This window comes from Paraburkholderia sp. OAS925, from assembly GCF_040543975.1.
Lineage (GTDB): Bacteria > Pseudomonadota > Gammaproteobacteria > Burkholderiales > Burkholderiaceae > Paraburkholderia > Paraburkholderia graminis.
This window is the reverse complement of record NZ_JBEUNO010000001.1, coordinates 3,285,554-3,302,816: the sequence shown is the minus strand read 5'-3', so window position 1 is coordinate 3,302,816 and position 17,263 is coordinate 3,285,554. Positions and strand designations below refer to the sequence as shown.

The following is a 17,263-nucleotide window of genomic DNA, read 5'->3' as shown; positions in this document are numbered from 1 at the left end:
GAGCGGGCTGAGGAGCGAACCGACAAGCGAACCAACGACCAACTCGCGACGAAGCGCAGCACCGCGCGTTAATCCGCCGCGTGAACCGGTCTCGAAGCAAAACTGAACAGCGCGTCGAGCGTGGCGTCGGGCTGTTCGGTCATCAGCGCGTGTCCGGCTTCCAACGTGACGGTGTCAACGGGCGCGCCTGCCTGCGCGAGCGCATCGGCGAGTGCCTTGGCGGCGCGCGGCGGCGTCATCGCGTCGCGGCGGCCGACCACTAGGCGCGTCGCGCAGCGAACCTGCGCGGCACGCGCAAGGCCGTCCGCGTAGCTATTGCAGGCGGTGAAGTCGGTGTGAAAGAGATGCGTCTCGCCTTTTGCCGAAACGCGCTCCATCAGCCGCTGGTTCATACCGTGCAGCCAGAAGCCAGGACCGGGGCAGGACGGTTTGGCCGCGAGCGTCGAGTGCGACCATTCGTTGACCATGCCGATTGCGTCCGGCTCTCGATGTAGGGCGGCTTCGAGCAAGGTATCGGAGACCGCCATCGGCAACGCGGTGGCGAGGAGCGCGAGATGCGTGGTTCGCTGCGGGTAGCGGCCGGCGAAGTCGAGCGCGATCAGCGACCCCATGCTATGGCCGGCGACGAATGCGCGCGCGACACCTGCGGCGTCGAGCAACGCGGCGAGCCAGTCGGCCAGCGCGCCGATGGTGTGCAACGCGGGGCCGGCGCTGCGGCAGTGTCCGGGGAGATCGACGGCCAGCACGCTAAAGCCGTGGTGCGCGAAATAGCGCGTTTGCAGCGCCCACACGCTATGGTCGTGCTCGGCACCGTGGATGAAAACGGCAGTCGGCAGACTCCGGTCGAACGGTTTGCCGCCGGTGTAGGCATAGGCGGCCTTGCCTTGAACGGTCAGGATCATGGCGACTCCGGGCGCGGTTGCGAAGCGGTGTTGCCGTCTGTCTTCGGCGCGCCGTCCTGCGCGGGCTTCTGCGCCGGCTTCTGTGTCGGCTTCTGCGTCGGCTTCTGCGTCGATTTCTGCGCGGCTTTCAGGCCGCGCTTCAGATCGTCGATGAGGTCATCCGGGTCTTCGAGACCAATGGAGAGCCGGATCGTGCCTTCCGCGATGCCCGCCGCGGCGAGCGCGGCCGCGTCCATCCGGAAGTGCGTGGTGGAAGCAGGGTGAATCACCAGCGAGCGCGCGTCGCCGACGTTCGCGAGATGCGAGAACAGCGACAGCGCTTCGATGAAACGGCGGCCGGCCTCGCGGTCGCCTCGCAGATTGAAGCTGAACACGGCGCCCGGGCCGCGTGGCAGCAGGCGTTGCGCGAGCGCGTAATCGGCATGCGTCGGCAGTTCGGGATACGCGACGGCTTCGACCGCCGCATGGCCGGCGAGGAACTCGACCACGCGGCGCGTGTTGGCGACATGCCGTTCCATCCGCAGAGGCAGGGTTTCGATGCCTTGCAGAAGCTGCCAGGCGGCTTGCGGATGCAGGCATGCACCGAAGTCGCGCAAGCCCTCGCGGCGAGCGCGCAGCAGGAATGGCGCAACGGTGCTTTCCTCGCTGAACACCATGCCGTGGAAGCCGTCGTAGGGTTCGGTGAATTCGGGAAAGAGCCCGGAGGCGTCGAAGTCGAACGTGCCGCCGTCCACCAGCACGCCGCCGATGGTCGTGCCGTGGCCGCCCAGGAACTTGGTCGCCGAGTGATAGACGAAGTCCGCGCCGTGCTCGAACGGTTTCAGCAGATACGGCGTGGTGAAGGTGGAATCGACGAGAAGCGGCACGCGATGCTCGTGGGCGAGCTGCGCGACGGTGGCGATGTCGAGCACGTCGAGGCCCGGATTGCCGAGCGTCTCGCCGAACAGCAGGCGCGTGTTCGGGCGCAGCGCCGCGCGCCATCCGTCGATGTCGCCGGGTTTGACGAACGTCGTTTCAATGCCGAAGCGGCGCAACGTGTAGTGCAGCAGATTATGCGAGCCGCCGTACAGCGCGCTCGAAGCGACGATGTGCGAGCCCGCGCCCATCAGCGTGACGATCGCGAGGTGCAAGGCGGCCTGGCCGCTCGCCGTGCCGATCGCGCCCGCGCCGTTTTCGAGCGCCGCGACGCGCTCCTCGAATACGGCCACGGTCGGATTCGAGATGCGCGAGTAGACATGGCCGGCGCGCTCCATGTTGAAGAGCGCGGCGGCGTGGTCCGCATCGCGAAACGAGAACGAAGTGGTCTGATAGATCGGCGTGGCGCGCGCGCCGGTGGTGGGGTCGGGCGCGGCGCCGGCGTGCAGCGCAAGCGTGTCGAAACGGTTGGCGGACATGCTGGTCGGCGAGGCCACGGGCGGTCTCGCGAAAGGTCAAGGTGGCGGCCATCGTATCACCGGCGCAGGCTGCTTCAAGCGCGGTTTTCCCGATGCGCGAGTGTGTGCGTGCGGGTGTGCGTGCAGCCTTTGCCTGGCGGCGGAAGGCCGCCCCGCCTTGGTGGGGCGGCCGCTTTCCTTTTATGGGCCTTTCCGATAGGATCGAAAGTCATTGATGCATTACCATGCCTAGCGGGTATTTCGGGAGACAGATCATGCGAGTCAGCGACATTCTTAAAGTCAAAGGCAACACCCTTTTCACGGTCACGCCGGATGCCACGCTGCACGACGCAGTCAACACCATGGCCGAACACGACATCGGTTCGCTCGTCGTCATGGAGTACGGCGACCTGGTCGGCATGCTGACATTCCGCGAGATTATTCTGACGCTCAAGGAGAACGGCGGAAGCGTGGGCACGTCGACCATTCGTAAGGTTATGGACGATCATCCGCTTACCTGCACGCCCGAAACCGACGTCAACGAAGTGCGCCGCATGATGCTCGAGCATCACGTGCGTTATCTGCCGGTCATGGAAAGCCGCACGCTGATGGGTGTCATTTCGTTTTACGACGTCGCGAAGGCGGTGGTCGAAGAGCAGGGCTTCGAAAACCGCATGCTCAAGGCGTATATCCGCGACTGGCCGGAAGAGCAGGGGCAGCAGCCGGCGCGTTAAGGCGGCAGGACCCAATATTGAATGAAGGCGTGCGCGAGAGCGCGCGCCTTTTTTGTGCGCGCGGCGCTCGCTCGTTACGCGCGTTGCGGAACTGCCCCCACTGGCGCGCACTCCAGACGCGCATTTCCCCATCTGTTCGTCAAACTTCATGAGTCAGAGCCCCACGCCTCCTACGCCGCCAACGCGCACGCTACCCGCCGCCGGGCGCGCCGCGCGCCGGCATGGCGGCCATGAATCGCAGTTCAAGCTGCTGGGTGAGCGCCGTTTCGCGCCGTTTTTCTGGACGCAGTTCCTCGGCGCGATGAACGACAACGTCTTCAAGATCGGGTTCACGTCGCTCGTCACGTTTCAGGCGGCGCGCTTTTCGGGCGTCGATCCGAAAACCGCGGCGTTTCTGATCTCGGCCATCTTCATCCTGCCTTTTGTGCTGCTGTCGGCCACGTCCGGGCAGATCGCCGACAAGTACGACAAGGCGCTGCTCACACGCTTCGTCAAGACCTTCGAGATCGCCGTCATGCTGATCGGCGGCGCGGGTTTCCTGCTGCATAGCGCGCCGCTGCTGTATTTCTGCACGTTTCTGATGGGCGTGCATTCGACCGTCTTCGGGCCCGTCAAGTATTCGTACCTGCCGCAACATCTGTCGAGCCACGAGCTTGTCGGCGGCAACGGGATGGTCGAGATGGGCACCTTCGTCGCGATTCTCGTCGGCACGATCATCGGCGGCGCGAGTGCGGGTTTCGTCGAACATGGCGCGCTGCTGCTGGCCTGCGCGTGCGTCGCGATCGCGCTGGCGGGGCGCGTGGTGTCGAGCTTCGTCCCGGTGACGGCAGCGCCGCAGCCGGATCTGCGCATCAACTGGAATCCGGTCAGCGAGACCTGGCGCAACCTGAAGCTCGCGCGCGAAAACCGCACGGTGTTCCTGAGTCTGCTCGGCATATCGTGGCTGTGGTTCGTGGGCGCGACGTTTCTGTCGTCGTTTTTCAGCTTTGCGAAAGACGTGTTGTCCGCCAATCCGGACGTCGTGACGGTGCTGCTCGGCACGTTCTCGATCGGCATCGGCCTCGGCTCGCTGATGTGCGAAAAGCTCTCGAAGCGGCGTATCGAGATCGGCCTCGTGCCGCTCGGTTCGATCGGCATGAGCGTGTTCGCCATCGACCTTTTTTTCGCCAGCCACGCGTTGCCGCCCGCCGGACACCTGTTGAGCGTGGCCGAGTTTCTCGGGCGCGCCGCGCATTGGCGCGTGCTCGCCGATCTGTTCCTGCTCGCGATGTTCGGCGGCTTCTACAGCGTGCCGCTCTATGCGCTGATCCAGAGCCGCAGCCAGCCGAGCCACCGGGCGCGCATCATCGCGGCGAACAATATTCTGAATTCGCTCTTCATGATCGTCTCCGCGCTGATGGCGGTCGGCCTGACGGCGGCGGGCTTCAGCATTCCGGCAATTTTCCTCGTGACGGCGCTGCTCAATATCGTGGTGGCGACTTACATCTATTCGCTCGTGCCCGAGTTTCTGCTGCGCTTCATCGCCTGGCTGCTGGTGCACACGTTTTACCGGATTCGCCTCGTGCACGCCGAGCGGATTCCGGACGAAGGCGCGGCCGTGCTCGTCTGCAATCACGTGAGTTTCGTCGACGCCGTCGTGATCATGGCCGAGAGTCCGCGGCCGATCCGCTTCGTGATGGATCATCACATTTTCAGGACGCCGTTCGCCGGCTGGGTGTTTCGTCACGCGAAGGCGATTCCGATCGCGCCCGCGCACGAGGACGCGCAGTTGCTGACGCGCGCCTACGAGCGCTGCGCAGAGGCGCTTGCCGAGGGTGAACTGGTGTGCATCTTCCCCGAGGGCAAGCTCACTCGCACGGGCGAGATGAATCCGTTTCGTCATGGCGTGACCGAGATCATCCGGCGCACGCCCGCGCCTGTGATTCCGATGGCGCTGCGCGGGCTGTGGGGCAGCGTGTTTTCGCGCGCCAACGACGCGCGCTGGCCGCGGCCGGTGCAAAAGGGCGTGATGAGCCGGCTGACGCTCGCGGTCGGCGAGCCGATCGAGCCGGCGCTTGCCACGCCGGAACTGCTGCAGAAAACCGTCACGGAACTGCGCGGCGCGCGCAAATAGGCCGGCTTGTCCGGAAGTCATAAGCCGGCGCCGCGGGCGGCCTCGTGCCCCAAGGGGCTGGCATAATAGCGTCTTCCCCGCATCCTTTGGACGACGCTCATGTCCGGCAACACCCTCGGTACGCTTTTCACTGTCACGACCTTCGGCGAATCGCACGGCCCGGCCATCGGCTGCGTGATCGACGGTTGCCCGCCGGGCATGGCGCTCGACGAAGCCGACATCCAGCTCGAGCTCGACCGCCGCAAGCCCGGCACGTCGCGGCACGTCACGCAGCGTCAGGAAGAAGACAAGGTCGAAATTCTGTCGGGCGTGTTCGAGGGCAAAACCACCGGCGCGCCGATTGCGCTGCTGATTCGCAATACCGATCAGCGCAGCAAGGACTACGGCAATATCGCGGACACCTTCCGTCCGGGTCACGCCGACTACACCTACTGGCAGAAGTACGGCATTCGCGACTATCGCGGCGGCGGCCGTTCGTCGGCGCGGCTGACGGCGCCAACCGTCGCGGCGGGCGCGGTGGCGAAGAAGTGGCTGCGCGAGAAATTCGGTACTGAAATTCGAGGCTATATGGCGGCGCTCGGCGAAATCGACGTGCCGTTCGTCGACTGGGCGCAGGTGCGCGAGAACCCGTTCTTCGTGCCCAACGCGGACATCGTGCCGCAGCTCGAAGCGTATATGGACGCACTGCGCAAGGACGGCGACTCGATCGGCGCGCGTATCAACGTGGTGGCGTCGGGGGTGCCCGTGGGCCTCGGCGAGCCGCTGTTCGACCGGCTCGATGCGGACATTGCTCACGCCATGATGGGGATCAACGCAGTGAAAGGCGTCGAAATCGGCGCGGGCTTCGCGAGCGTCGCGCAGCGCGGCTCGGTGCATGGCGACGAACTCACGCCCGAGGGCTTTGTGGGCAACCACGCGGGCGGCGTGCTCGGCGGTATTTCGACGGGGCAGGACATCACGGTGTCGATCGCGATCAAACCGACGTCGAGCATCCGCACGCCGCGCCGTTCCATCGACAAAGCGGGGCAGCCGGCAGTTGTCGAGACGTTCGGCCGGCATGACCCGTGCGTCGGCATTCGCGCCACGCCGATAGCGGAGGCCATGCTCGCGCTGGTACTCATCGACCACGCGCTGCGTCATCGCGCGCAATGCGGCGACGTCTCGGTCAGCACGCCGAAGATCGCGGCGAGCGCGCCTTAACGGGCGCCGTTAGCGCCTCTCACATCGCATTGCACAAGCGGCGCGCGGCGCCTTCCTCGCATGAATCCTCCTCCTATCGAGCCAGCGGGCGACGTTTTGACGGCGCTGCGCTCGCGTGCCTCGGCGCCGCACGCGAGCGCGCATGACTATCTCGCGTTCGGTCAGGCGCTGCTGCAACACGCGGGCCGCGACAAGGTGCTGCAACGCGAAGCGCTTGTGGCGCTTGTGCGCGCCTATCAGGCCGAGCCGGCCTGCGAGCCAACGCTGCTTCACACGATTGCGCAGACCGCGTTCATCGTGCGCGATTGGGCGCTTGTCGAATCCGCGACCGCGCTGCTGCTTGCGCAAAATCCCGCCGATGCCAACGCATTAGTCTGGCGCGCGGCGGCCGTTCAGTATCGCGACGACTTCACTACCGCCGAGCAGTTGCTGCGCGAAGCGGTGCGCGTCGTGCCCGGCAATCCGGTGGCGCGTCACAAGCTCGCGTTGTGCGTGAAGGAGCAGTCGCGTTTCGCGGAAGCGGAAGCGCTGCTGCGTCAGGTGCTCGCGTCGTCGCCGGAAAACGCGCATGCGTGGTTCGATCTTTCGGAACTCGAAATCCGCAATGGACGTTTCGCCGAAGGCTGGGCGCATTACGAGTCGCGCAACGCGTTTGCCGGCGAGTTGAACAACGCGCAGCAGGCGCTCGCCGCGATCAGCGCGCACTGGCAAGGCGAGCCGCTGACGGGCAAGACGCTCGTTGTGTACGGCGAGCAGGGCAACGGCGATTGTCTGTGGGCAGTGCGCTTTTTGCCGCTTCTCGCCGAACGTGCGCGGCGCGAGGGCGGCACTGTGATCTTCGGTCACGACGGGCCGTTGCGGCATCTCTTCGAACGGACGTTGCCCGCGGATCTGCGGCTCGAAACGAGCCTTGAAACGCAGCCTGATTTCCATTGCGGGCTAATGAGCTTGCCGCTGCGCCTCGGCATTGTGGAGGCGAGCGGCTGGGGCGCGCCTTATCTGAGCGCCGACCTGCAGCATGTGCAGGTGTGGCGGGATCGCGTAGAAGCGTGCATCGCCGGAAAGCCTGGCGGCAATCGTAAGGTCGGGCTGGTGTGGAACGGCAATCCCGACCATATTCGCGACGCGCGACGGTCGGTGCCGGCGGAACAACTGGAACCGTTACTGGATGTCGCGGGCGTGACGTATTTCGCGCTGTCGCCGGGACGTGGCGAGACCGTCGCGCAGTGGCGTGCGAAGGGCCTCGACGTCGTCGACCTCACGCATCATTTCCAGTCCGGATTCGACGACGTCGCTGCGTTGCTGGCGAATCTCGACCTGATGGTCACGATCGACAGCGGGCCGGCTCATCTGGCCGGCGCGCTCGGCGTGCCGACCTGTTTGATGATCGACCATGTATCCGCGTGGTTCTGGGGCAGCGATTCGGCGGTGACGCCCTGGTACGATTCGATCGAACTGTTCAGGCAACCCACGGTGGGTGCGTGGGCGCCGGTGGTCGCGCAGGTGCGCGAACGTATCGAACGGATGGCGCGCGGCTGACGCCATTGCTTTCGCAGCGCAGGCGTGGGCCGCCTGCGCTGCGAAGGTACAAAGCTCAACCCATCACATGTTCGGATAGTTCGGCCCGCCGCCGCCTTCAGGCGTCACCCACACGATGTTCTGCGTCGGGTCCTTGATGTCGCACGTCTTGCAGTGCACGCAGTTCTGCGCGTTGATGACGAGCCGTTCGCCGCCGTCGTCGTTCTTCACGAACTCATAGACGGCGGCCGGGCAATAACGCGCTTCCGGGCCTGCATACGTCTGCCAGTTCACGTTCACCGGCACCGTCGGGTCCTTCAGCGTCAGATGCGCGGGCTGGTTCTCCTCGTGATTCGTGTTCGAGATGAACACCGAAGACAAGCGGTCGAACGTGAGCTTGCCATCGGGCTTCGGATACTCGATCGGCGTGCATTGCGACGCGGGCTTCAGCATCTCGTGGTCCCCAATGCTGGTGATGCAGCGTCCACGGCACGTTGCCGCCCAACAGCTTCTGCTCGATGCCGACCATCAGCGTGCCGAGGTACAGGCCCTTGCTCATCCACTGCTTGAAATTGCGGGCGCGGTACAACTCGGTATGCAGCCACGAAGTCTTGAAGCTCTCCGGATAAGCCGCGAGTTCGTCGTTATGGCGGCCGGCCTGCACGGCTTCGAACGCGGCATCGGCGGCGAGCATGCCGGTCTTGATCGCCGCATGCGAACCCTTGATGCGCGATGCGTTCAGGAAGCCCGCATCGTCGCCGACCAGCGCGCCGCCCGCAAACACCAGCTTCGGCAGCGACATCAGGCCGCCTGCGGTGATCGCGCGCGCGCCATACGACACGCGCTTGCCGCCTTCGAGGAACTGGCGGATCGCCGGATGCGTCTTGTAGCGCTGGAATTCCTCGAACGGCGACAGATACGGATTCGTGTAGCCGAGACCCACCACAAAGCCGACCACCACCTGGTTGTTGTCCATGTGATAGAGGAACGAGCCGCCGTACGTGTCCGTTTGCAAAGGCCAGCCGGCCGTGTGCATCACGAGCCCAGGCTTATGCTTCGACGGATCGATCTCCCACAGTTCCTTGATGCCGATGCCGTAGACCTGCGGATCGACGCCGTCGCGCAGCCTGAACTTGTCGTTCAACTGGCGACCGAGATGCCCGCGCGCGCCTTCGCAGAAGAGCGTGTATTTGGCGTGCAGCTCCATGCCGAGCTGGAAGTTCTCGGTCGGCTGGCCGTCCTTGCCGATGCCGAGGTTGCCGGTCGCGACGCCCTTGACGGAACCGTCGTCGTTATAGAGCACTTCGGCCGCCGGAAAGCCGGGGAAAATCTCGACGCCCAGCGCTTCCGCCTGCTGCCCCAGCCAGCGCGTGACGTTCGCGAGGCTGATCACGTAGTTGCCGTGGTTCTTGAAATTGTCCGGCAGCGCCCAGTTCGGCACGCTTTTCGAACCCGTTTCGGTGAGGAACAGGAAGCGGTCTTCGGTCACGTCGACCGTCAGCGGCGCGCCTTTTTCCTTCCAGTCGGGAATCAGTTCATTCAGCGCGCGCGGGTCCATCACCGCGCCGGAGAGGATGTGCGCCCCGATCTCCGAGCCCTTTTCCAGCACGCAGACGCCAAGCTCGACGCCCTTGCCGGCCGCGAGCTGCTTCAGGCGGATCGCCGCGGACAAGCCTGCCGGGCCGCCGCCGACGATCACGACGTCGTATTCCATCGACTCGCGCGGGCCGTACTGCTCGATGAGACTTGCGGGGGTCATTGATGCTCCTCTTACCGTTAGAATGCTTTTTTCGGGATCGTATTGTGGGCGATGGATTCTTGCACTGCAACCGCATCGACGGAGATTAGCACGGGCGTTCTATTCTCGTGATACGGTATTGACCCGAGTGCAGCGCGGGCCGCGACTGACAACCGCATTCGTAACTACAACCGAACAAGGAACCACAATGGGCCGTTCGATCAATCTGGAAGGCAAGGTCGCGTTGATAACCGGCGCGTCGAGCGGGTTGGGCAAGCGCTTTGCGCAGGTGTTGTCGCAGGCCGGCGCCAAGGTCGTGCTGGCGAGTCGGCGCACCGAGCGGCTCAAGGAACTGCGCGCCGAAATCGAGGCATCGGGCGGCGCGGCGCATGTCGTCTCGCTGGACGTAACCGATTATCAGAGCATCAAGTCGGCGGTCGCGCACGCGGAGACCGAAGCCGGCACCATCGACATTCTGGTGAACAACTCGGGCGTGTCGACCACGCAGAAGCTCTCCGAAGTCACGCCCGCGGACTTCGAGTACGTGTTCGATACGAATACGCGCGGCGCGTTTTTCGTCGCGCAGGAAGTGGCCAAGCGCATGATCATGCGCGGCAACAATGCGCAAAAACCGTCGTACCGGATCATCAATATCGCGTCGATGGCGGGGCTGCGCGTGCTGCCGCAAATCGGCCTTTACTCGATGAGCAAGGCCGCCGTCGTCCACATGACGAAAGCGATGGCGCTCGAATGGGGCAAGCACGGCATCAACGTGAACGCGATCTGTCCTGGCTATATCGACACGGAAATCAATCATCATCACTGGTCGACCGAGCAGGGGCAAAAGCTCGTGTCGATGTTGCCGCGCCATCGCGTCGGCAAGCCCGAGGATCTCGACGGCCTGTTGCTGCTGCTGGCGGCCGACGAGTCGCAGTTCATCAACGGCTCGGTGATCGCCGCCGACGACGGCTTCGGCCTCGCGTGACTTTCGCTGGTTTCAGGCCGGATTCAATCACTTAAGAAGCAGGAAGAGCAGAAGCACAATGAGCGATTTTCACGCAGTCTTTGAGATGTCGATGCCGATCCGCTGGGGCGACATGGACGCATTCGGCCATGTGAACAACACGGTCTATTTCCGCTACATGGAGCAGGTGCGCATTTCCTGGTTCGAGCAGTTGGGGCTGAGCGGCAGTCAGGCGGACGGGCAGGGGCCGGTGATCGTGAACGCGTCGATGGAATTTCTCAAGCAACTGCATTATCCCGGCGACGTGATCGGCCGCATGAGCGTCGCGACGCCGGGCCGCAGCAGCTTCGACACCGGCTTCGAGCTGGTGCGCGCGGACGATCCGAACACGGTTTATGCGCGCGGCGCCGCGCGCTGTGTGTGGATCGACTACGCGGCCGGCAAGTCGGTGCCGGTTCCCGATCTGCTGCGCGCAACGATCGAGCGTGCGGCTCTGGTGAAAACGGCCGAGCGCGCGGCTTAAGTTCGCGAGGGGCGACGTTCGGAGCGCGGTCTGTCTCCGACTCAGTGCCCAAGCAGCCGCTGCAACAACTCCGTCGCGTTCCCCGTATCGTATTTGCGCATCAGGCGCGCGCGGTACACATCCACCGTGCGCGGGCTGATGGCGAGCGCGCGGCCAATCTGCTTGCTGGTTTTTCCCGTCACCAGTTGCGCGGCGATTTCCCGTTCGCGAGGCGTCAATTCGACCGCCACGCGCCGCGTCGCGCTCAGATCCTCGAACGTCCAGACGCCCGCCGCGTGCGGGTCGGTGCGCCGCTGCGCGCGGCCCGTCACGTGGCACCAGAACAGTTCGCCGTTGGCGCGCTTCATGATGCGGTCGTCGGCGTAGCTGCCTTGCGCGGTCATGATCGGCGGAATGCGTGCGCCGATCCGCTCGAATTCGTCCGCCGACGGATACAGAATCTGAAACGACTGGCCGATCAGCGCCGCGCGCGGACAGCCGAAGATCGACGCGAGTTCGTCATTGCAGTCTTCGATAATGCGTTCACGCGACAGCACGAGCCCGATCGGCGCGAGATGAAAAGCGGTTTGATAGTCCAGGGCGGGCATGGGCTGGCGGCAAGTACTTATGTATTTTTGCGTATTGTGCCGCATGGCGCGGCGAGCGTACTCTTTCGGGCACATGAGAACGCGGTGAAGCGTCCGTGAGCGCGCGTGCGCGAGGCTTTGTCCTCTCTCCACGCGATGCGTCTCCCGGATGACTAGAATGACGTGTCGGGCCTCGGCCTGTACGCGTCGTATCAGCCGCAATAAACCGGTTTCGGGTTTCCATAAAGGAAGGGACATACTGATGAACAAGGTCTATCCAGGCGCCGCCGAGGCGCTGAAAGACATCGTCAAGGACGGGCAGACATTCGCCGTCGGCGGCTTTGGCCTGTGCGGCATTCCCGAGGCGCTGATCGCCGCGTTGCGCGATACGAAGGTGCAGGGCATTACGTGCATCAGCAACAACGCGGGCGTCGACGGCTTCGGTCTCGGTCTGCTGCTCGAGACGCGCCAGATCAAGAAAATGATTTCGTCGTATGTCGGCGAGAACAAGGAGTTCGAGCGCCAGTATCTGGCCGGCGAACTCGAGCTCGAATTCACGCCGCAAGGCACGCTCGCCGAGAAACTGCGCGCGGGCGGCTCGGGCATTCCGGCGTTCTTCACCAACACCGGCTACGGCACGCTGATCGCCGAAGGCAAGGAAACGCGGCAATTCGGCGAGAACCACTACGTGCTCGAACATTCGCTGACTGCGGATGTCGCGGTCGTCAAGGCATGGAAGGCCGACAAGTCGGGCAACCTGATCTATCGCCGCACCGCGCGCAACTTCAACCCCATGTGCGCGATGGCCGGCAAGATCACGGTCGCGGAAGTCGAAGAGATCGTCGAAGTGGGCGAACTCGATCCGGACGCGATTCACACGCCGGGCATCTTCGTGCAGCGCATCGTGCTGAATGCGCATCCGGAAAAACGCATCGAACAACGCGTCGTCCGCGCGAAAGGAGACTGATCATGGCATGGACTCGTGACGAAATGGCCGCGCGCGCGGCGAAGGAATTGCAGGACGGCTTTTATGTGAACCTCGGCATCGGCCTGCCGACGCTGGTGGCGAACCACGTTCCGGCGGGCGTCGAAGTGTGGCTGCAGTCGGAGAACGGCCTGCTCGGCATCGGCCCCTCGCCGACCGAAGACGAAGTCGACGCCGACCTCATCAACGCGGGCAAGCAGACGGTGACCACGCTGCCGGGCTCGTCGATTTTCTCGTCGGCGGATTCATTCGCGATGATCCGCGGCGGCCACATCAACCTGGCGATTCTCGGCGCCATGCAGATCAGCAAGAAGGGCGATCTCGCCAACTGGATGATCCCCGGCAAGATGATCAAGGGCATGGGCGGCGCGATGGATCTGGTCGCGGGCGTCAAGCGCGTGGTTGTGCTGATGGAGCACGTCGCGAAGGGCGATCAGCACAAGATCCTCGAAGAATGCACGCTGCCGTTGACAGGCGTGGGCGTGGTCGATCAGATCATCACCGACCTCGGCGTGATCGAAGTCACGGACGACGGCCTGAAGGTCACCGAACTGGCGCCGGGCGTGAGCGTCGACGAGATCAAGGCGAAGACGGGCGCGCCGCTGGATGTGAGCGCGGTTAGCTGATCCTGGGTTGTTGATGGCGCTGTCGGGCTGACGTATAGGCGTTGGCTGACGGTGTCGACCATTCGCGTTGTGTGAAGCATGCAAGAAAGCGGGCGAGGCGTGAGTCTCGTCCGCTTTTGTCTTATGCGGTGGATGTTTTGGGTCGTTCGTCCTATGCCGTCTGGACGATCCTTGTCACGCGGCAAAGCGGTTTACAATCGTCCGAAGCAATCATTTGAAGATTCGACGCGGGCGGTCTTTCGCAGCATTCGCGCCCGCACGCAAGCTCAATCCGCAGCGCTTTTGCAAGGACCCCAAGATGACTGCAACGACCGCCTTCGCCGGTGAGCGGCCCACGCCGCGCCAACGTTATGTGCAGTGCGCGAGCGCCGCGGGCCTGCATCGTATCGCGTACACGGAGTGGGGCGATCCGGACAATCCGCGCGTGCTGTTGTGCGTGCATGGCCTGACCCGCTCGGGGCGCGACTTCGACCGGCTGGCCGCGCAATTCGCCGGCACCTACCGTGTGGTGTGTCCGGATGTGGCGGGCCGGGGCTTGTCTTCGTGGCTTGCCAACCCCAATCTGTATAGCGTGCCGCAGTATGTCGCCGACATGGTCACGCTGATTGCGCGGCTGGACGTGGAAACGGTCGACTGGTTCGGCACGTCGATGGGCGGCCTGATCGGGCTCGGTCTGGCGGGCCTTCCTGAGACGCCGATCCGCAAACTGCTGTTGAACGACGTTGGTCCGCATCTCGAGCCGGAGGCGGTCAAGCGTATCGGCGACTATCTCGGCAAGCCGGCGCGTTTCGAGTCGCTGCAGCAAGGCATCGATCACGCGGCGTTTCTTGCGACGACCTTCGGCCCGCTCACGCCGGACGAATGGCGCGAGATCAATACGCCGCTCTTGCGCGAGGAGAACGGCACGTGGCTGTTTCGTTACGATCCGCGCATCGCGCAGCCCTTCGCCGCGACCACCGAAGAAGCCGCGAAACTCGGCGAGGCCGCGCTATGGCATTCGCTGGCGTCGTTCCAGAAACCGGTGCTGGTGGTGAGAGGCGAGCAGTCCGATTTGCTGTCGCGCGAGACGGTCGCGAAGATGGTCGAGACGGGGCGCGACGTGTCGAGCGTCGAGATTAGCGGCGTCGGGCATGCGCCGGCGTTTCTGTCGGCGGATCAGATCGACATTGCGAAGCGGTTCTTTATCGGCCCCGGCAACGACGCGTCATAATATGCAGTTCCGCGTGACGCTTTCGGGTCATGCAAGCGGCATTTCCATTCAACCTTCTTCTATCTACGTCAGGATTCTCCATGGCAGTCATTCGTCACCATGTTGGTAAGCGCCTCTCGGAAATCGCCGTGCACAACGGCACGGTCTACCTGGCCGGCCAGATCGCCGAAGATGCGGATCAGGACATCACGGGGCAGACGCGCGAAGTGCTCGGCCACATCGACCGCTTGCTGGCCGAGGTCAACAGCGATAAATCGCATCTGCTGTCCGTGCAGATCTACATCTCGGACATGGTGCATTTCGCCGGCATGAACGCGGTGTGGGACGAATGGGTCGCACAAGGCGCGACGCCGCCGCGCGCGACAGTCGAAGCGAAGCTCGCGAATCCGAAGTGCCTCGTTGAAATCGTCGTGGTCGCGGCGCAGCGTAGCTAAGCAACGCAGTTGGGCGACGCAGATAAGCGACGCACCAAGCAACGCAGCATCGTGCAGTCGTAGTTGAAATTCCGTTGATTTGCCAGGGCCCGCTGGGCCGCGCACCATGAATACCGAAACCGTTACGAACGCGCCGCATCCCCTCCCGTCTTTCGACGAAGCGATGGCATTCGTACGGCTGCATGCGGGCGAGGTGCGTCTGTCATCGGGCGAATTGCTGGCGGATCACGCGGCGGGCACCGCGTCCATCATGCGCACGCTCAATGTCGATCCGGCGGCCGTGCTGGCAGCGGCGCTGTTCGCGTTGACGCCGCATTTGCAGGACCCCGAACGCGTGATCGCCGACAACTTCGGCGAAGAAGTCGCGCAACTGGTCAGCGACGTGCGCAAGCTGCTGCGCCTTGGCACCGTGAGCTTGCGCGCCGCGCAGAACACGATGCCCGAAGCGGGGCGCGACGCGCAGGCCGCACGGCGCGCGCAGGTCGAGGCATTGCGCAAGATGCTGCTCGCGTTCGCGCAGGACATTCGCGTGGTGTTGATCCGGCTCGCGTCGCGGCTGCAGTCGCTGCGCTATTACGCGGCGGCGAAGCTCACGCCGTCGCCGGATGTGGCGCGCGAAACGCTCGACATTTATGCGCCGCTCGCGAACCGCCTGGGCATCTGGCAACTGAAGTGGGAACTCGAGGACCTCGCGTTCCGCTTCGAGGAACCGGTGGTTTACAAGCGCATCGCCAAGCTGCTGGATGAGAAGCGCGTCGAGCGCGAAACTTATGTGGCGCAGGCCATTGAACGCCTGCAGCAGGAACTCGCCGCCGCCAACATTCGCGCGGAAGTGAGCGGGCGCCCGAAGCATATCTTCAGCATCTGGCGCAAGATGCGCGGCAAGGAACTGGACTTCGCGGAACTCTACGATGTGCGCGCGTTTCGCGTGATCGTGCCGGACATCAAGGACTGCTACACCGTGCTCGGTATCGTGCACAACCTGTGGCAACCGGTGCCTAAAGAGTTCGACGACTACATTTCGCGGCCCAAGCCGAATGGCTACAAGTCGCTGCATACAGTCGTGATCGGCGACGACGGCCGCGCGTTCGAAGTGCAGATCCGCACGCACGAAATGCATCGCTTCGCCGAATACGGCGTGGCCGCGCACTGGCGCTACAAGGAGGCCGGCACGCGCGGTTACGGCGGCCAGTTCGCGGCCAATGAGAAGTACGACGAGAAGATCGCGTGGCTGCGTCAATTGCTCGCATGGAAAGACGATGTGTCCGAGGGCGAGCACGGCGAAAAGCGCGCGGCGCAACCGTGGGAACAACTGCGCCAGGCCACGCTCGACGACGACCATATCTACGTGCTCACGCCGCAAGCCCGCGTGATCGCGTTGCCGCATGGCGCGACGCCGGTGGACTTTGCTTATCACCTGCATAGCGAGCTGGGGCATCGGTGCCGCGGCGCGCGCGTCGACGGCGCGATGGTGCCGCTGAACACGCAGTTGCAAAACGGTCAGACGGTCGAGATCGTCGCGGTGAAGGAGGGCGGTCCGTCGCGCGACTGGTTGAATCCGCAGCTCGGCTATCTGCATAGCCCGCGCGCGCGTCAGAAGGTGCGCGCCTGGTTCAATGCGGTCGAGTTGCAGGAGCACATCGCAAGCGGCCGCGCGATGGTCGAAAAGACCTTGCAGCGCGAGGGCAAGACGTCGGTCAATCTGGATCAGCTTGCCGCCAAGCTCGGCTTCAAGACCACCGACGATCTCTTCTCCGTCGTGGGCAAGGAAGAGTTCAGTCTGCGGCTCGTCGAGCAGGCGCTGCACGATGCGCCGCCGCCGGAGCCGGTGGTCGAGGCGCCGGAGCAATTCGAGAAGCGCAGCAGCGGAGCGAGCGTGGCGCGCGGCGCGTCGACGGGCGTGCTGGTGGTCGGTGTCGACGCGTTGCTCACGCAGCTCGCGCGCTGCTGCCGGCCTGCGCCGCCCGACGACATCTCGGGCTTCGTGACGCGCGGCAAGGGCATGTCGATTCACCGCAGCGATTGCCCGACGTTCATGCGCATGGCCGAGCGCGCGCCGGAGCGGGTGCTGCAAACCGCATGGTCCGCGGACGTGATGAGCGGGCGCGGGCAGTCGGTGTATCCGGTTGATTTGTCGATCGAGGCGACCGACCGCCAGGGACTGCTGCGCGACATCTCGGAAGTGTTCGCGAGAGAGAAGATGAATGTGATCGGCGTGAAGACGCAGACGCGCCGCAATGCCGCGTTCATGCAATTCACCGTCGAGGTGTCGAGTGCCGCGCAAATCCAGCGCGCCTGCACGCTGCTCGGCGAAGTGACCGGTGTCGTGCGCGCATCGCGTAAAGGGTGATAGCACGGTGTGTTGATGGACTCATGC

The 17,263-nt window shown here is 64.2% G+C and carries 14 protein-coding genes and 1 pseudogene; 11 read left to right on the top strand and 4 right to left on the bottom strand.

The features are described 5' to 3' along the window. Positions 1–68: 68 nt before the first annotated feature. A complete protein-coding gene (locus tag ABIE53_RS14360; RefSeq protein ID WP_114156293.1) occupies positions 69–902 on the bottom strand; it encodes an alpha/beta fold hydrolase in 834 nt (277 codons plus the stop codon). Continuing rightward, a complete protein-coding gene (locus ABIE53_RS14355) occupies positions 899–2,296 on the bottom strand; it encodes an O-acetylhomoserine aminocarboxypropyltransferase (RefSeq protein ID WP_114156292.1) in 1,398 nt (465 codons plus the stop codon). The genes ABIE53_RS14360 and ABIE53_RS14355 overlap by 4 nt, the downstream gene beginning before the upstream one ends. A 254-nt stretch (positions 2,297–2,550) precedes the next feature. Here ABIE53_RS14355 and ABIE53_RS14350 point away from each other — a divergent pair, with 254 nt between their 5' ends. The 4 genes from ABIE53_RS14350 (at position 2,551) to ABIE53_RS14335 (ending at position 7,861) form a co-directional block, all read left to right on the top strand. Next, positions 2,551–3,009: a CBS domain-containing protein gene (locus tag ABIE53_RS14350; protein ID WP_006052424.1), complete on the top strand. Its 459-nt coding sequence runs from the start codon at positions 2,551–2,553 to the stop codon at positions 3,007–3,009. A 148-nt stretch (positions 3,010–3,157) separates the two neighbouring features. Next, positions 3,158–5,122, top strand: a complete 1,965-nt coding sequence (locus tag ABIE53_RS14345) for an MFS transporter (protein WP_114156291.1) — start codon at positions 3,158–3,160, stop codon at positions 5,120–5,122. A gap of 99 nt (positions 5,123–5,221) precedes the next feature. Beyond that, positions 5,222–6,322: a chorismate synthase gene (aroC, locus tag ABIE53_RS14340; RefSeq protein ID WP_006052426.1), complete on the top strand. Its 1,101-nt coding sequence runs from the start codon at positions 5,222–5,224 to the stop codon at positions 6,320–6,322. 60 nt (positions 6,323–6,382) lie between these two features. Then, a complete protein-coding gene (locus ABIE53_RS14335) occupies positions 6,383–7,861 on the top strand; it encodes a tetratricopeptide repeat protein (RefSeq protein ID WP_114156290.1) in 1,479 nt (492 codons plus the stop codon). Positions 7,862–7,924: 63 nt separating this feature from the next. On the opposite strand, the pseudogene ABIE53_RS14330 reads toward ABIE53_RS14335, so the two are convergent. Next, positions 7,925–9,599, bottom strand: a pseudogene (locus ABIE53_RS14330) (electron transfer flavoprotein-ubiquinone oxidoreductase). 187 nt (positions 9,600–9,786) lie between these two features. Here ABIE53_RS14330 and ABIE53_RS14325 point away from each other — a divergent pair. Next, positions 9,787–10,563 (top strand): SDR family oxidoreductase, encoded by a 777-nt coding sequence (locus tag ABIE53_RS14325; protein WP_006052429.1) that lies wholly within the window; start codon positions 9,787–9,789, stop codon positions 10,561–10,563. A gap of 58 nt (positions 10,564–10,621) precedes the next feature. Beyond that, positions 10,622–11,065 carry an acyl-CoA thioesterase gene (locus ABIE53_RS14320; protein ID WP_006052430.1) on the top strand — a complete coding sequence of 148 codons (444 nt, stop codon included), beginning with the start codon at positions 10,622–10,624 and terminating at the stop codon, positions 11,063–11,065. 41 nt (positions 11,066–11,106) lie between these two features. On the opposite strand, the gene ABIE53_RS14315 is transcribed toward ABIE53_RS14320, so the two are convergent. Beyond that, positions 11,107–11,652 carry a PAS and helix-turn-helix domain-containing protein gene (locus ABIE53_RS14315; protein WP_114156289.1) on the bottom strand — a complete coding sequence of 182 codons (546 nt, stop codon included), beginning with the start codon at positions 11,650–11,652 and terminating at the stop codon, positions 11,107–11,109. 241 nt (positions 11,653–11,893) lie between these two features. On the opposite strand from ABIE53_RS14315, the gene ABIE53_RS14310 reads away from it, so the two are divergent. The 5 genes from ABIE53_RS14310 to ABIE53_RS14290 all read left to right on the top strand — a co-directional run bounded on the left by ABIE53_RS14310 (position 11,894) and on the right by ABIE53_RS14290 (position 17,236). Next, positions 11,894–12,598 (top strand): CoA transferase subunit A, encoded by a 705-nt coding sequence (locus tag ABIE53_RS14310; protein WP_192698841.1) that lies wholly within the window; start codon positions 11,894–11,896, stop codon positions 12,596–12,598. A 2-nt stretch (positions 12,599–12,600) separates the two neighbouring features. Beyond that, positions 12,601–13,242, top strand: coding sequence for a CoA transferase subunit B (locus tag ABIE53_RS14305; protein ID WP_006052433.1), 642 nt, complete (start codon positions 12,601–12,603; stop codon positions 13,240–13,242). 298 nt (positions 13,243–13,540) lie between these two features. Further along, positions 13,541–14,452 carry an alpha/beta fold hydrolase gene (locus ABIE53_RS14300; protein ID WP_114156724.1) on the top strand — a complete coding sequence of 304 codons (912 nt, stop codon included), beginning with the start codon at positions 13,541–13,543 and terminating at the stop codon, positions 14,450–14,452. Between the two features lie 80 nt (positions 14,453–14,532). Then, entirely contained in the window at positions 14,533–14,886 is a 354-nt protein-coding gene (locus ABIE53_RS14295) for a RidA family protein (protein ID WP_006052435.1), read from the top strand. Positions 14,887–14,992: 106 nt separating this feature from the next. Continuing rightward, positions 14,993–17,236, top strand: a complete 2,244-nt coding sequence (locus ABIE53_RS14290) for a RelA/SpoT family protein (protein ID WP_053858502.1) — start codon at positions 14,993–14,995, stop codon at positions 17,234–17,236. Positions 17,237–17,263 lie beyond the last annotated feature (27 nt).

What these genes read in the sequence shown, in the direction of transcription:
- ABIE53_RS14295 (WP_006052435.1), top strand. Translation starts at nt 14,533, where the DNA reads ATGGCAGTCATTCGTCACCATGTTGGTAAGCGCCTCTCGGAAATCGCC.
- ABIE53_RS14335 (WP_114156290.1), top strand. Translation starts at nt 6,383, where the DNA reads ATGAATCCTCCTCCTATCGAGCCAGCGGGCGACGTTTTGACGGCGCTG.
- ABIE53_RS14360 (WP_114156293.1), bottom strand. Translation starts at nt 902, where the DNA reads ATGATCCTGACCGTTCAAGGCAAGGCCGCCTATGCCTACACCGGCGGC.
- ABIE53_RS14310 (WP_192698841.1), top strand. Translation starts at nt 11,894, where the DNA reads ATGAACAAGGTCTATCCAGGCGCCGCCGAGGCGCTGAAAGACATCGTC.
- ABIE53_RS14325 (WP_006052429.1), top strand. Translation starts at nt 9,787, where the DNA reads ATGGGCCGTTCGATCAATCTGGAAGGCAAGGTCGCGTTGATAACCGGC.
- aroC (WP_006052426.1), top strand. Translation starts at nt 5,222, where the DNA reads ATGTCCGGCAACACCCTCGGTACGCTTTTCACTGTCACGACCTTCGGC.
- ABIE53_RS14345 (WP_114156291.1), top strand. Translation starts at nt 3,158, where the DNA reads ATGAGTCAGAGCCCCACGCCTCCTACGCCGCCAACGCGCACGCTACCC.
- ABIE53_RS14305 (WP_006052433.1), top strand. Translation starts at nt 12,601, where the DNA reads ATGGCATGGACTCGTGACGAAATGGCCGCGCGCGCGGCGAAGGAATTG.
- ABIE53_RS14350 (WP_006052424.1), top strand. Translation starts at nt 2,551, where the DNA reads ATGCGAGTCAGCGACATTCTTAAAGTCAAAGGCAACACCCTTTTCACG.
- ABIE53_RS14355 (WP_114156292.1), bottom strand. Translation starts at nt 2,296, where the DNA reads ATGTCCGCCAACCGTTTCGACACGCTTGCGCTGCACGCCGGCGCCGCG.
- ABIE53_RS14300 (WP_114156724.1), top strand. Translation starts at nt 13,541, where the DNA reads ATGACTGCAACGACCGCCTTCGCCGGTGAGCGGCCCACGCCGCGCCAA.
- ABIE53_RS14320 (WP_006052430.1), top strand. Translation starts at nt 10,622, where the DNA reads ATGAGCGATTTTCACGCAGTCTTTGAGATGTCGATGCCGATCCGCTGG.
- ABIE53_RS14315 (WP_114156289.1), bottom strand. Translation starts at nt 11,652, where the DNA reads ATGCCCGCCCTGGACTATCAAACCGCTTTTCATCTCGCGCCGATCGGG.
- ABIE53_RS14290 (WP_053858502.1), top strand. Translation starts at nt 14,993, where the DNA reads ATGAATACCGAAACCGTTACGAACGCGCCGCATCCCCTCCCGTCTTTC.